The 13,580-nt window shown below is 60.5% G+C and carries 10 protein-coding genes and 1 tRNA gene; 9 read left to right on the forward strand and 2 right to left on the reverse strand.

Features of this window, described 5'->3' with window-relative positions; translation table 11 throughout:
• Window positions 1-294 precede the first annotated feature (294 nt).
• From ACKXF9_RS05175 to ACKXF9_RS05215, 9 genes are all read left to right on the forward strand, one after another.
• Window positions 295-789 (forward strand): RNA polymerase sigma factor, encoded by a 495-nt coding sequence (locus ACKXF9_RS05175; RefSeq protein WP_249238031.1) that lies wholly within the window; start codon window positions 295-297, stop codon window positions 787-789.
• A complete protein-coding gene (locus ACKXF9_RS05180) occupies window positions 776-1,906 on the forward strand; it encodes a DUF4349 domain-containing protein (RefSeq protein WP_418265501.1) in 1,131 nt (376 codons plus the stop codon). The genes ACKXF9_RS05175 and ACKXF9_RS05180 overlap by 14 nt, the downstream gene beginning before the upstream one ends.
• A gap of 114 nt (window positions 1,907-2,020) precedes the next feature.
• Window positions 2,021-2,097, forward strand: a tRNA-Met gene (locus ACKXF9_RS05185).
• Window positions 2,098-2,536: 439 nt separating this feature from the next.
• The gene (locus tag ACKXF9_RS05190; RefSeq protein ID WP_249238033.1) at window positions 2,537-3,385 is read left to right on the forward strand and encodes a PRD domain-containing protein; all 849 of its coding nucleotides are present in this window, start codon (window positions 2,537-2,539) and stop codon (window positions 3,383-3,385) included.
• Between the two features lie 336 nt (window positions 3,386-3,721).
• A complete protein-coding gene (locus tag ACKXF9_RS05195; RefSeq protein WP_418265502.1) occupies window positions 3,722-5,839 on the forward strand; it encodes a glucose PTS transporter subunit IIA in 2,118 nt (705 codons plus the stop codon).
• Window positions 5,840-6,080: 241 nt separating this feature from the next.
• On the forward strand, window positions 6,081-7,523 hold the full coding sequence (locus ACKXF9_RS05200) for an extracellular solute-binding protein (protein WP_418265503.1): 1,443 nt from the start codon (window positions 6,081-6,083) through the stop codon (window positions 7,521-7,523).
• 35 nt (window positions 7,524-7,558) lie between these two features.
• Window positions 7,559-10,594 carry an EAL domain-containing protein gene (locus ACKXF9_RS05205; RefSeq protein WP_418265504.1) on the forward strand — a complete coding sequence of 1,012 codons (3,036 nt, stop codon included), beginning with the start codon at window positions 7,559-7,561 and terminating at the stop codon, window positions 10,592-10,594.
• 43 nt (window positions 10,595-10,637) lie between these two features.
• Window positions 10,638-11,582 (forward strand): GTP-binding protein, encoded by a 945-nt coding sequence (locus ACKXF9_RS05210; protein WP_418265505.1) that lies wholly within the window; start codon window positions 10,638-10,640, stop codon window positions 11,580-11,582.
• A 46-nt stretch (window positions 11,583-11,628) separates the two neighbouring features.
• On the forward strand, window positions 11,629-11,775 hold the full coding sequence (locus ACKXF9_RS05215) for a hypothetical protein (RefSeq protein WP_418265506.1): 147 nt from the start codon (window positions 11,629-11,631) through the stop codon (window positions 11,773-11,775).
• 51 nt (window positions 11,776-11,826) lie between these two features.
• Here ACKXF9_RS05215 and ACKXF9_RS05220 read toward each other — a convergent pair whose 3' ends face one another.
• Together ACKXF9_RS05220 and ACKXF9_RS05225 are read right to left on the reverse strand one after the other, a co-directional pair.
• A complete protein-coding gene (locus tag ACKXF9_RS05220) occupies window positions 11,827-12,342 on the reverse strand; it encodes a PTS sugar transporter subunit IIA (protein ID WP_249238039.1) in 516 nt (171 codons plus the stop codon).
• A gap of 156 nt (window positions 12,343-12,498) precedes the next feature.
• A complete protein-coding gene (locus ACKXF9_RS05225; RefSeq protein ID WP_418265507.1) occupies window positions 12,499-13,521 on the reverse strand; it encodes a threonine aldolase family protein in 1,023 nt (340 codons plus the stop codon).
• Between the last annotated feature and the right edge of the window lie 59 nt (window positions 13,522-13,580).

Here is a 13,580-nt window from a genome sequence, read left to right on the forward strand (position 1 = left end):
GCAAGGGCAAACTGCATTTGCGGACGCTGGCTCCCTATGGGGAGCATCCGCGCCAGCGGGTGAGCTGGCAAAGCGGAGACGATTCTTGACCAAAAGGCCTTTTGCAACCCTTTTGTTTTTTGCCGTTTCATGGTATACTATCGCATACGAATGCGCACAAACGGCCTGTGTGCGCAGTTTTTCATAAAATTTTCCAGCAATGCAATCTTCGGGGGCGTTCAGCCGTGTATAGGGTGAATGTCCCCGTGGAATACGGATTCCACAGCCCTGTACAGGCGTAAAAGGAGAGCTTGAATGATGGGACAGCTGACCAGAAATGAAGTATTCACGCTGGCAGTGCAGAAGTACAGCGATGCTGTCTACCGTGCTGCCATGCACAACAGCCGATGCGCGGCCGATGCCGAGGATGTGGTGCAGGATGTCTACGAAAAACTCCTGCATTACAACGGCACCTTTGAGAGTGAGGAGCACCTCAAAGCATGGCTGCTGCGGGTAGCCATCAACCGCTGCCGGGACCTGACCCGTGCAGCGCACCAGAAGGACACGGAGCTGGACGAGAACCTGCCCGCACCGGATGAGTTTGCGGACGGCAGCGTGCTGGATGCGGTGCGCGCCCTGCCGGAAAACTACCGCAACGCCATCTACCTTCATTATTATGAGGGCTACACGGCGGCGGAGATCGGGCGGATGCTGGGGGCACCGTCCAACACGGTGCTGAGCTGGCTGCGGCGCGCAAGAGCACAGTTACATACGATGCTGAAGGAGGAGATCGAGGATGAGGTGGTATGAGTATAAGATGGAGACGGACGATCTCTGTGCACCGGAGGACCTGAAAGCCAGGCTGCTGGCCATGACCGACCAGCTGACCGAGGAGGAAAAGAACCAGCCCATGATGAAGACCCCGGCACCGGCCCGGCCTGCACCGGTGCAGCGGAAAAAGCCTGTCCGTTTTCCTGTAAAGCGGGTGGGCACACTGGCGGCCTGTCTGGCGGTGTGCGCGGTGGGCTACGGTGCCTTTGCCACCGGCATGATCGGCCTTGGCGCAAAGAGCAGCAGCCCGGCGGCCTATTATTCGGCGGACAGCACTGCGGCCGCGATGGCGGCAGGCGGCGTGGACCGCGCCGCTATGGACAGCCCCATGGCCGCCGATTACAGCCTGAACAGCCTGTCACTGGAAAGCGGCGCAGACAACGGCACCGCTGCTTATTCGGAGGACGACGCGGCGGCAGCGGCCCACAGCACCGACCACGCAAAGATCATCTACACTGCGAACCTCAGTCTGGAAAGCAAGGACTACGATGCGGCCCGCGCTGCGCTGGATGCGGCGGCTGCCGAAGCAGGCGGCTACATGGAGTCCAGCAGTGAATACTCCGGCACCGAGGACAGCCGCAGCGTCAGCCTGACCTTCCGGGTGCCGCAGAAGAACTACGCCAGCTTTCTTGCGGCTGTGGCCGAGGCCGGCAATGTGACCTACAAAAACCAGCAGGCCGACGACGTGACCGCCCAGTACATGGACGTGGAGGCCCGGCTTGAGAACCTCAAGGCCCAGCGCACCCGTCTGCAGCAGCTGCAGCAGCAGGCCGAGACCCTTTCCGACCTGCTGGAGATCGAGTCCAGTCTGACCGAGGTGCAGAGCCAGATCGAGAGCTGGCAGAGCCAGATGGACTGGTACAGCAATCAGGTGGAGCAGTGCACCGTCTACGTGAGCCTGAGCGAGGTAAAGACCTACTCGCCGCCCAGCGAGAGCTTTGTCTCCCGCATGGCCGACGCATTTGCCAGCGGCTGGCAGAACTTTGCACAGGGCGTGCAGCAGCTGGCCGTTTTCCTTGCAGGCGCATGGCCGGTGGTGGTCATCGCGGCGGCGGTGGCTGGCGGCGTCGCAGTGTGGCGCAAAAAGAGAAAGTGAGCAGGCCCGGAAGAAAACCAGAAAATTTTTTCAGAAAAGGGTTGACATCCATCCCGCTGTGTGGTATTATACTTGAGCAGTCAGCGAGAGCCGCTGAGAGCACAAAGTAAATATCGCGGGGTGGAGCAGTCTGGTAGCTCGTCGGGCTCATAACCCGAAGGTCGTTGGTTCAAATCCGGCCCCCGCAACCACCAAGCATCCTGAAGTTTCAGGATGCTTTTTTGTTTTGCTTTTTCGGGGGAGGAGCGCGGGCTTTTCCACAGGAGAGGGATAAGCGGTGGAAAAACCCGGGGGCAGAGATTCTCTTTACTCGTCATTCTGCTGTAAAATATCACCTGAATTTGGACAGCCTGATAAAACGGAACCGGAAGGCCATTTCCGCCTTGACGCCCTGCAAAAAATATGCTATTTTAAAAAAGCACAGAGCCGGTCTGCATTCATGCGGCGGGCCGCTTTGGGCCAGATCAAAAGAAAATCGTACGTGAGCAGCGTCGTTGGATTGTTACCGTTTGGCGGGCTAGACCAACTCTGCACAGCACAAGCCGAAAGCGTGTTTCAGCCTTCGGTGTTATTTGCTGTGTCAGGAGTGGTCTTTTTTTATTGCCTTTTTCGGCCTGAGGAGGAGAGACGATGCAATATACCGTCAAAAAACCGATCAACAACAACATCCTGCGGGTGGTGGACCCCACCGGCTGCGAGCTGATCGTTACCGGGCGCGGGCTGGGCTTTGGTGCAAAGCCGGGGTACAAGCTGGACGCCGGAAAGGTGGAGCGCAGCTACCGCATGACCAGCCCTGCCGTGCAGCAGAAGCTGGTGGAGCTGCTGGAACAGATCCCCTATGAGCATCTGCTGCTCACCGATGAGCTGGTGGCAATGATCCGCAGCCGGGTGAACTACCCGCTGAACGAGAGCCTGCTCATCACGCTGGCCGACCACATCAGCTTTGCCATCCAGCGCAGTGAGCAGGGCATTCGCTTCTCTAACCCGCTCATGGCACCGATCCGGGAATTCTATCCGCAGGAGTACCGCCTTGGCATGGACTGTCTGGCAATCATCCGCCAGCGCTGCAAAGCAGACCTCTCGGACGACGAGGGCGGCTTCATCGCCCTGCACATCGTCAATGCGGAGCTGAACACCACCATGAGCGTGGTGAACGACGTTACCCGCTTTGTGGACGGCTGCGTGCAGGTGGTGGAGTGCTTCTACGGCTGCCATTTTGACCGGGACGCGCTGGATTTCAGCCGCTTCACGGTGCATCTGCGCTTTTTTGCGCAGCGGGTGTTTCAGGGCAAACAGGAGAGCGAGAACGATGCCCACGATGAGATGTTCCGGGCGCTGATCGCACGGAACTGCAGCGAACATTATAAATGTGCCTGCTGCCTAGCGGATTACGTGCGCAACACATGGAACAAGGAGCTTTCGGACGAGGAGCTGGTGTTCCTCACCATCCACCTGAAGCGCATCCGGATGGGAAAGTAAGCCGGTCGCCGCACATGGAAATCAACTTTCCGAATAAAGGCTTCCCCCGGTCGGGGGAAGCTGTCACCGCAGGTGACTGATGAGGGCGCAGGACAACAGCATTTTACCCTAAATACCCCTCATCCGGCGCTACGCGCCACCTGCTCCCCCTTTTGTCGCTATGCGACATTTTCCCCCGGCGCGGGAGAAATCTGTCCCCAAGGGGTGAAGGCTTTCGCTCCGGGTCAAGCTGCAAAAATTGGTTTTCCCGCACCGCCGTACCTCTGATTCTCCGCAGGCCGCGCCTGCGTGTGGATATATTTGCTGGATATGAATTTGGAAAAAGGAGAATTGAAGATGAAAGACAAGATCTTTGGCGTGCTGCAGCGTGTCGGACGCAGCTTTATGCTGCCCATTGCACTGCTGCCCGTGGCGGGCCTGCTGCTGGGCATCGGCAGCTCGTTCACCAACGAGACCATGCTGGCGGCCTATGGCCTGAACAGCGTCATCCACCCCGGTACCCTGATCTACACCATTCTGGACGTGATGAGCCAGACCGGCAGCGCTGTGTTCAACAATCTGGCCCTGCTGTTCGCCATGGGCGTGGCCATCGGCATGGCCCGCAAGGAAAAAGAGGTGGCCGCCCTGTCCGGTGCGGTGGCCTATATCATCATGAACACGGCCATTCAGGCCATGATCAACGCCGCAGGCGGCGTGGACGCAATGCCCGCCAACTCCACCACCACCATGCTGGGCATCACCACCCTGCAGATGGGCGTGTTTGGCGGCATCGTGGTCGGTCTGGGCGTGGCAGCCCTGCACAACAAGTTCTATAAGATCGAGCTGCCGCAGGTTCTGGCCTTCTTCGGCGGCACCCGCTTTGTGCCCATCATCAGCTCCATCGTGTATCTGGTAGTCGGCATCGCCATGTTCTACATCTGGCCGGTGGTGCAAAGCGGCATTGCTGCGCTGGGCGCACTGGTGCTGGCTTCCGGCTATGCAGGCACCTTTATCTACGGCCTGCTGGAGCGCGCACTGATCCCCTTCGGCCTGCACCATGTGTTCTATATGCCGTTCTGGCAGACCGCTGTGGGCGGCACCGCCATCATCGACGGCGTCACCGTGACCGGTGCCCAGAACATCTTCTTTGCAGAGCTGGCCTCCAAGTCCACTACTGTGTTCTCGGTCAGCGCTACCCGCTTCATGGCCGGTAAATTCCCCTTTATGATGTTCGGCCTGCCCGGCGCTGCGCTGGCAATGTACCACTGCGCAAAGCCGGAAAAGAAAAAGGCGGCAGGCGGCCTGCTGCTTTCTGCAGCCCTGACCGCCTTCCTCACCGGCATCACCGAGCCGCTGGAGTTCACCTTCATCTTTGTGGCACTGCCCATGTACGCCGTGCACTGCGTGCTGGCGGGCCTGTCCTTCATGCTCATGCATATCCTGAACGTGGGCGTGGGCATGACCTTCTCCGGCGGTCTGATCGATCTGGTGCTGTTCGGCGCGATGCAGGGCAACGCCAAGACCCACTGGATCTGGGTGGTCGTTGTGGGTGCGGTGTATTTTGTGCTGTACTACCTGATCTTCCGCTTCATGATCTCCAAGTTTGACTACAAGACCCCGGGCCGCGACGATGCGGAGGAGGTCAAGCTGTACACCCGTGCGGACGTGAACGCCCGCAGCGCCGCTTCCGGCAGCAACGCCCCCGCAGGGGATGACCCGGTCAGCGCCCTGATCGTGGAAGGTCTGGGCGGCACCGACAACCTGTCCGACGTGGACTGCTGTGCCACCCGCCTGCGCTGCACCGTCAAGGATGCTGCGCTGGTCCGGCAGGATGTGCTCAAGGCCTCCGGTGCCTCCGGCGTCATCTGCAAAGGCAATGGCGTTCAGGTGGTGTACGGCCCCAAGGTGGCAGTCATCAAGGCAAAGCTGGAGGATTATCTGGAAAATGCACCCAAGACCCCGGCAGCGGCTGCAGCACCCGCCCCGGCAGCGGCTCCCGCAGCTCCGGCAGCAGCCGCAAAGGATACCGTGCTTGCAGCCTGCCTCACCGGCACCGTTGTCCCGCTGGCCGAGGTGAAGGACGAGGCCTTTGCCAGCGGTGCGCTGGGCGACGGCATTGCCATCGAGCCTGCGGTGGGTGAGCTGGTGGCTCCTGCCGACGGCGAGATCTCTTCCACCTTCGACACCCACCACGCGGTGGGCATGACCACCGTTGACGGCGCGGAGCTGCTGATGCACATTGGCATCGACACCGTCAAGCTGGGCGGAAAGTACTTCACCTACCTCGTCAATGAGGGCGACAAGGTGCGCAAGGGCCAGCCGCTGATCCGCTTTGACATCGAGGCCATCAAGGCCGAGGGCTATCCCGTCACCACGCCGCTGATCGTCTGCAACACCGACGAGTATGCAGCGGTCACCCCCAAAGCCTCCGGTACCGTGAAGCAGGGCGATGCACTGCTGGAACTGAAGGGCTGATGCGTTTCTCCCAAAAGTCAGGGTTATCATAAAGCAAAGGGCCGTCTCCGAATGCGGGGGACGGCCCTTTGTGCTGCCCAAAAGCCGGTTTTTCCGGCTGGTCGGGGCCTTTCTCTCTGCGCTGTGGGTGATTTTTGCGCGTTTCTGTTTACGCCAGCGGAAAATGATGGTATGATAAACTGGATGTAAACTGGACACGGGCGGGCAAGCCTGCTGTGCAGCACCCGGAGGGAGAAAACCAATGAAAAAACAGATCAAGTCGCTGCTGTGCGGACTGTGCGCGGCGGCACTGGCACTGGGCTGCGCCGGCTGCAGCGACAGTGCCGGGCCAGAAGTGCCCGCCAAAGTGACCAATATCATGGTGTGGACCTATTACAATGGCGACCAGCTGGAAAGCTTTACCAGACTTGTGGAGCAGTTCAACGAGACCGTCGGTGCCCAAAAGGGCATCAAGGTGTCCACCGAGAGTCAGGGCAGCGTCAACGATCTGGAAACCAGCGTGATGGACTCTGCCGAGGGCAAGGTGGGCGCTGCCGCCATGCCCAATATCTTCTCGGCCTACGCCGACACCGCCTATGCGCTGGACCAGATGGGCATGGTGGTGGACCTTGCCCCCTGCCTGACCGAGGAGGAAAAGGCTCAGTTCGTGGAGGGCTACCTCTCGGAGGGAGGCTTCGGGGAGGACGACAGCATCAAGATCTTCCCGGTGGCAAAATCCACCGAGCTGCTGTTCCTCAATGATACCGACTGGCAGGCCTTTGCCGATGCCGCCGGTGTCCGCTACGAGGACCTTGCCACCATGGAGGGGCTGACGGCCGCCGCAGAAAAATACTACAACTGGACCGATGCCCAGACCGCTGCGCCGGATGACGGCAAGGCGCTGTTCGGCCGTGATGCCATGGCAAACTATATGCTGGTGGGCGCACAGCAGCTGGGCGACACCATCTTTGCGGTGAAGGACGGCAGAATGACCGTTAACTTTGAGCGCGATGTGGCCCGCAGGCTGTGGGACAATTACTATGTTCCCTTTGTCAGGGGCTGGTTTGCCGCCACCGGCCGCTTCCGCAGCGATGATATCAAGACCGGCAACGTGCTGGCCTATGTGGGCTCCAGCTCCAGCGCCACCTTCTTCCCCGCCAGGGTGACGAACGACGCCAACGAGAGCCATGAGATCAGTCTGAAGACACTGCCCGCCCCGCAGTTTGAAGGCGGCGAGGCGGTAGCGGTGCAGCAGGGTGCCGGCATGGTGGTGACAGCAGCCAAAGAGGAGGAGGTCAAGGCCTCGGTGGAGTTCCTCAAATGGTTCGTCCGGGCGGAGAACAACATTGCGTTCTCGGTGGGCTCGGGCTATCTGCCTGTCACCCGGAAGGCCAACGATATGCAGGAGATCCTTGCCAGCGGCCTGACCTTGGACGATAACATGCAGCAGACGCTGGCGGTTGCGGTGGATACGGTGAACGGGAATCGTCTGTATACGCCCCACGCCTTTGCAGGCAGCAACAGCGCCCGCAAGGTGCTGGAATACGGCCTGAGCGACCTTGCCGCAGCGGACCGCGAGACAGTGGTCCAGCGCATTGCCGAGGGCCAGAGTGCCGCCGAGGCAGAGGCCGAGTTTTTGACCGACGAGTATTTTGAGGCATGGTATCAGGACATCTGCGCAAAGCTTGCACAGTACGAGGGCTGAGCTGCGCGGGACATACGGAGAAAAAGAGGTGAGGAATGATGCTGCACAGGCGGGCAGCGCAGGGCACACAGACGCCCCGGCGCGGAGAAAAGACGCAACCGATCTTCCGCACCATTTTCGGGGCGATGATGCTGGTACTGGTGGCAGAGGTCCTGCTGCTCGTGATCAGCATCTGCGTCACCGATGTGGGCGGCAGGCTGAACCAGAACGCAAAGGACATGCTTGCCATGCAGGTGCGCAACCGCGTCGGTTACATGCAGGACCTGATGCAGAATGCACAGGACCTGACCGATCTCTCGGACTACATCGACCGGGCCACCCTTTCCATGGTGAACACGGGCCGTCTGGATCTGGATGCCCTGAACACCGACAGTGAACAGAGCAGCGCTCTGCTTGCCGCCATTGCACCGGAGCTGGTCAACACCCTGCGCGCACGGTCTGTCACCGGTATTTTTGTGGTGCTGAACACCGAGGATCTGCGCCTTCTGGATGTGGGCAGCGGTGTGCCCGGCATCTACCTGCGGGATCTGGACCCGGATGCCCGCCCCTCGGAGGAGAATGCCGATCTGCTGATCGAGCGCGGCAGCGCGGCGGTGGTCAAGGCGCTGGGCATCACCACCGATAAAAGCTGGCAGCCTGTCCTGCGCTACTACGGCCTGAAGGGCCGGGGCTTTTTCAAGGAGCCGTTCCTGCGGGCCTATGAGGACAATGCCCGCCTGAGCGAGGAATATTACGGCCGCTGGACCACCAGCGTGTACACGATCTCGGGCGATGACCGCTCGGCCATTGCCTACTCTCAGCCGCTGATCCTGCCGGACGGCACGGTGTACGGCGTGGTGGGCGTGGAGCTGCTCACCAGCTATGTGCAGGAAAAAATGCCCTATGAAGAGCTGCAGAACGAGAAAAGAGGCGCGTATTTTCTGGTGTCCACCACTGCGGACGAGGACGCCGAGGAATTCGTGGTCAGCAAGTCGGTCACGTCCAGTCAGGATAGCTATGCACTGGAAGCGCCGGAAAGCATGATGCGCTGCGAGAGGCGGGCAGACGGCTGCTGGCTGAACCTGCACAAACGGGATTACTACGCGGTGGCAATGCCCATCTTCCTGTACAGCCGCAACGCGCCCTTCTCCGAGGAGCACTGGCTGCTGATCGGTGCAGTGAACAGCAAGACGCTGTTCGCCTTTGCGCAGAATGTCCGGCATGTGCTCACCGCTGTGGTGGTGGGCACGCTGGTGCTGGGCATTCTGAGCAGCCTGCTGATCGCCCGCAAGCTGGCCCGCCCGGTGGAGCTGCTGTATCACGAGGTGGTGGACGGGCAGGAGAAAAAGAAGTTCCCGGAGCTGTCCCATACAAAGATCCGAGAGCTGGATCGTTTGGCCGATGCACTGACCAGCCTGAACAGCGAGCTGCTGAACAACTCCACAAAGTTTCTGCGCATCATGGATATGGCCAGTGTGGAGCTGGGCGGCTATGAGCTGCGGTTCGACACCGGCAGCGTGTATGTTACCGATAACTTTTTTTCCCTGCTGGGTGAACCCAAGCCCGCGGACTGCTTCCTGAGCGTGCGCCGCTTTGAGGAGACGCTGACCCGGATCCAGCTTTCCCGCCCCTGCACCACCACGGAAAGGGGAGACAAGCTGCTGACCATCCGCAAGGATGGCCAGACCCGCTACGTTCTGCTGCGCGTCACCAAAGACTGGAACGTGCAGGTGGGTCTGGCCGAGGATGTCACCATCGCCACGCTGGAGCGCCTGCGCATCGAGCACGAACGGGACTACGATATCCTCACCGGCCTGTACAACCGTCAGGCCTTCCAGCGGGTGTGCGGGGAGCTGTTTGAGGACCCGCAGCAGCTGGGCACCGCAGCCCTGCTGATGATGGATCTGGACAACCTCAAGCACATCAACGACACCTACGGCCACGACTGGGGCGACCAGTACATCCACCGCACCGGCCTCTGTCTGGCAGAAAATACCCCCGCCGGCACGGTGGTGGCCCGCCTGTCCGGCGATGAGTTCATGCTGCTGTTCTACGGCTATCCCGGGCGGGAACAGATCCGGGAAAAGGTGCGCATCCTGAGCGACGCCATGCAGAAGAGCGTGGCGGTGCTGCCCGGCGGCAGCGAACTGCGCATCAGCATCTCGGGCGGCATGGCATGGTACCCGGAGGACAGCCGGGACATGGAGACCCTGAAAAAATATGCCGACTTTGCGCTGTATCAGGTCAAGCACTCCCACAAGGGCTGCCTGCAGGAGTTCAGCATGGAAAGCTACCGCAGGGAAGCCCAGACCGCACAGCTGCGGCGGGACTTCCAGCAGCTGCTTACCGAGGAACGGGTGTACTATATGTTCCAGCCCATCTTCTCGGCCCACGATGGCCGGGTGATGGCCTACGAAGCCCTGATGCGCTCCGATATGGAGAGACTGCGTTCGCCTGCCGCCATCATGAAGCTGGCGCGGGAGCAGGGGGCACTGCAGGAGATCGAACGGCTGACCTTCTTCAAGTCGCTGGAGACCTTTGACCACCTGCGCAGCGAGGGTCTTGTGCGCAGGGACGCGCTGCTGTTCATCAACTCCATTGCAAGCATTGCCCTGCCGCAGGAGGACTGCGAGTATATGGACAGCCGCTGGCATGAGCTGCTCCGCCAGGTGGTGATCGAGATCACCGAGGAAGAGGCGATCGACCGGGAAGCAATGGAGGCAAAGCGCCGTGCGCCGAGCTCTTCCGGCGTGTTCGCGCTGGATGATTATGGCAGCGGCTACTCCAACGAGGGCAGCCTGCTGGAGCTTTCACCCCGGTTCATCAAGGTGGATCTCACCATCATCCGCGGCATCGACACCGACCCCGACAAACAGCAGATCGTGCAGAACATCGTGGCCTATGCCCACCCGCGCAGCATGCAGATCATTGCCGAGGGCGTGGAGACGGCCGAGGAGCTGAAAAAGGTGCTGGAGCTGGGCGTGGACGGCCTGCAGGGCTATTTCCTTGCAAAGCCCGCCAACATCCCGGCCCGGATCGCGCCCGCTGCCCGGCAGATCATCGAAAACAGCCATAGCTCGGACTGCGGCTGATGCCCGGCCGGGAGCAAAAACAGCATGGGAGGTGCTTTTTATCATGGTACAGGTAGACCTTATCACCGGCTTTCTGGGGGCAGGAAAGACCACCTTTCTGCGCCGGTATGTCCGGTATCTGGTGGAACAGGGCCACAACGTCTGCATTCTGGAAAACGACTTTGGGGCCGTGAATGTGGACGCGATGCTGGTGCAGGACCTTCTGGGCCCCCGCTGCGACCTTGAGACCATCAGCGGCGGGTGTGACTGCGACACTCACCAGCGCCGGATGCGCACCAAGCTCATTGCCATGGCCATGCGCGGGTTCGACCGGGTGGTGGTGGAGCCCAGCGGCATCTTTGATGTGGACGAGTTCTTTGACGTGCTGCGGGACGACCCGCTGGACCGCTGGTATCAGGTGGGCAATGTGATCGCCATTGTGGACGCCATGCTGCCCGAGACCCTGTCCCCGCAGGCAGAGTATCTGCTGGCATCCGAGACCGCCAACGCGGGCCGGGTGCTGCTCAGCCGTACCCGGCAGGCCGGGCAGGCCCAGACGGCCGCCGCTGCGGCCCACCTGACCCGGGCGCTGGAAGGCTGCAAGTGCTCCCGCCGCTTTGCGCCGGAGGAGATCCTGACAAAGGACTGGGCACAGCTCACCGAAGCCGACCTTGCCGCCCTTGCGTCCTGCGGATACCGGCAGGCCAGCTGCGAAAAGCTGCACTTTGACGAGCACAAAGCCTTTTCGTCCCTCTGCTTTCTGGAACAGCACCTGACGCTGCAGCAGCTGCAGGCTGCGGCAGACCGCCTGTTTGCGGATGCCGCCTGCGGCCATGTGCTGCGGGTGAAGGGCTTTGCGCCGGACCCGGGCGGGCAGACCGGCTGGCTGGAACTGAACGCCACCGCCGCCGGAAAAACGCTGGCCCCCATCCCGCAGGGGCAGGATGTGCTCATCGTCATTGGCGAAGGGCTGGACAAGGCGGCCATTGAAGCACGGCTGAAGCCCTGAATTTTCAACACAAAAACAACAGAATGGTGAAAAACAGAAGGAGGTCATGAACAAGACCCGGCAGGCTCCCTCGGCACGGCACATCATCGGCATGGTGGTGGGTGTTATCATCATCGCCTTTGGCTCCTTCATCCAGTTCTTCGATGGACATTTCGCCCAGAAGATGCTGAAATATAAACAAGAAAAGAAATAACAAAAAAGGCGTGGGCCTCCGAATGGAAGCTCACGCCTTTTACGATTACGATCAGAACTTGAACAGCGGGGTGCCTGCCAGCACATCGCCCTCAGCCAGCATCTTCAGCTCGCCCATGTCATCGCCGTTGGTCACGATGATGGCAGTAGCGGTGGGATGGCCTGCGGCGCGGATGGCGTCCAGATCCACCTTCAGCAGCGGGGTGCCGGCCTTGACCTTATCGCCCACCTTGACCAGTGCCTTGAAGCCCTTGCCCTGCATCTCCACAGTGTCCATGCCAACATGGATCAGGATCTCGATGCCGTCCTCGCTGGTCAGGCCCACGGCGTGCAGGGTGGAAGCCACCTGTTCCACGGTGCCGTCAAACGGAGCATACACGGTCTTGCCGGTGGGCTCGATGCCGCAGCCGGGGCCAAGGATGCCCTGTGCAAAGGTCTCGTCGGGGATGTCGGCCTGTGCCAGCACCTTGCCGCGGATGGGGGTCAAAACGGTCTTGCGCTGACCAAAGAATTTAGCGGTCTCTTCCTGCTCGGCCTTACCGCCGAACAGCTTATCAAAAAATCCCATGGTAAAATACCTTCCTTCCAATCACTTTACAGGAAGCGGCGGCGCAGTGCAGCCGGCCGTCTCCGAACCTAATGTGGTATACCCAAAAGATACCATATCGTGAAGAAAATTGCAATCGATATCCTGCATAAAATCGGCAGAAAATCTTCGGCAGGGTCACATCAGGGCAATCAGCTGTTCGATCTCCTCCATGCGGGTGGCCCAGCTGGTGGCAATGCGCATCACGGTGTGGGTGTCGTCGTACTTCTCCCAGAAGCCGAACTTCGCCTTACCTTCCAGCGCTTCCAGCTGGCTGTTTGCCAGAATGGGGAACACCTGATTGGTGGGCGATTCCATATAGAAGCGGTAGCCCTTGGCAGCAAGGCCCTCCTTCAGACGGTCTGCGGTCTCGATGGCGTTCCGGCTGATGCGGGTGTACAGATCATCGGTGAACAGCACGTCGAACTGCAGGCCCAGCAGACGGCCCTTGGCAAGCAGCGCGCCCTGCTGCTTGACCATAGTCATAAAGTGGGCCGGTGCGCCGTGAGGGAACACCACGGCCTCGCCGCACAGAGCGCCTACTTTGGTGCCGCCGATGTAGAACACATCGGTCAGGCGGGCAATGTCCTGCAGGGTGACGTCGGTGCCCTTTGCCATCAGGCCGTAGCCCAGCCGTGCGCCGTCCATGAACAGCGGCATCTTGTATTCCTGACATACGGCGTGCAGCTCTTCCAGCTCCGCCTTAGTGTACAGGGTGCCGTACTCCGACGGGTGAGAGATATACACCATGCCGGGGAACACCATGTGGTCGTGGTTGGCATCGGCGTAGAAGGTAGCGCACCAGCTGCGCACATCGGCAGCGCTCACCTTGCCCTCGTGGGCCGGCAGCGGGATGACCTTGTGGCTGGTGTACTCGATGGCACCGGCCTCGTGGGCGGCAACATGGCCGGTGGCTGCGGCCAGCACGCCCTGCCAGCGCTGCAGCATGGACGCAATGACGATGGCGTTGGTCTGGGTGCCGCCGGAGATAAAGTACACATCTGCATCCGGGCAGCCGCAGGCGGCGCAGATCTTTGCCTTGGCGCTGGCGCAGTAGGGGTCGGTGCCGTAGCCGGACACCTTTTCAAAATTGGTCTCGGTCAGCTTTTGCAGGATCGCGGGGTGTGCACCCTCGCAGTAGTCGTTCTCAAAATAAAGCATCTGTCATTCTCCTGATCCAGTGAGATAAAGCGCGGATAAGGCTATTCTACTACGGGGAA

It is taken from the genome of Faecalibacterium sp. 9 (assembly GCF_048320955.1).
GTDB lineage: Bacteria > Bacillota > Clostridia > Oscillospirales > Ruminococcaceae > Faecalibacterium > Faecalibacterium wellingii.

Coding starts and splice junctions, on each gene's coding strand:
- ACKXF9_RS05175 (WP_249238031.1), top strand. CDS start 295: ATGATGGGACAGCTGACCAGAAATGAAGTATTCACGCTGGCAGTGCAG.
- ACKXF9_RS05190 (WP_249238033.1), top strand. CDS start 2,537: ATGCAATATACCGTCAAAAAACCGATCAACAACAACATCCTGCGGGTG.
- ACKXF9_RS05195 (WP_418265502.1), top strand. CDS start 3,722: ATGAAAGACAAGATCTTTGGCGTGCTGCAGCGTGTCGGACGCAGCTTT.
- ACKXF9_RS05210 (WP_418265505.1), top strand. CDS start 10,638: ATGGTACAGGTAGACCTTATCACCGGCTTTCTGGGGGCAGGAAAGACC.
- ACKXF9_RS05220 (WP_249238039.1), bottom strand. CDS start 12,342: ATGGGATTTTTTGATAAGCTGTTCGGCGGTAAGGCCGAGCAGGAAGAG.
- ACKXF9_RS05205 (WP_418265504.1), top strand. CDS start 7,559: ATGATGCTGCACAGGCGGGCAGCGCAGGGCACACAGACGCCCCGGCGC.
- ACKXF9_RS05215 (WP_418265506.1), top strand. CDS start 11,629: ATGAACAAGACCCGGCAGGCTCCCTCGGCACGGCACATCATCGGCATG.
- ACKXF9_RS05225 (WP_418265507.1), bottom strand. CDS start 13,521: ATGCTTTATTTTGAGAACGACTACTGCGAGGGTGCACACCCCGCGATC.
- ACKXF9_RS05200 (WP_418265503.1), top strand. CDS start 6,081: ATGAAAAAACAGATCAAGTCGCTGCTGTGCGGACTGTGCGCGGCGGCA.
- ACKXF9_RS05180 (WP_418265501.1), top strand. CDS start 776: ATGAGGTGGTATGAGTATAAGATGGAGACGGACGATCTCTGTGCACCG.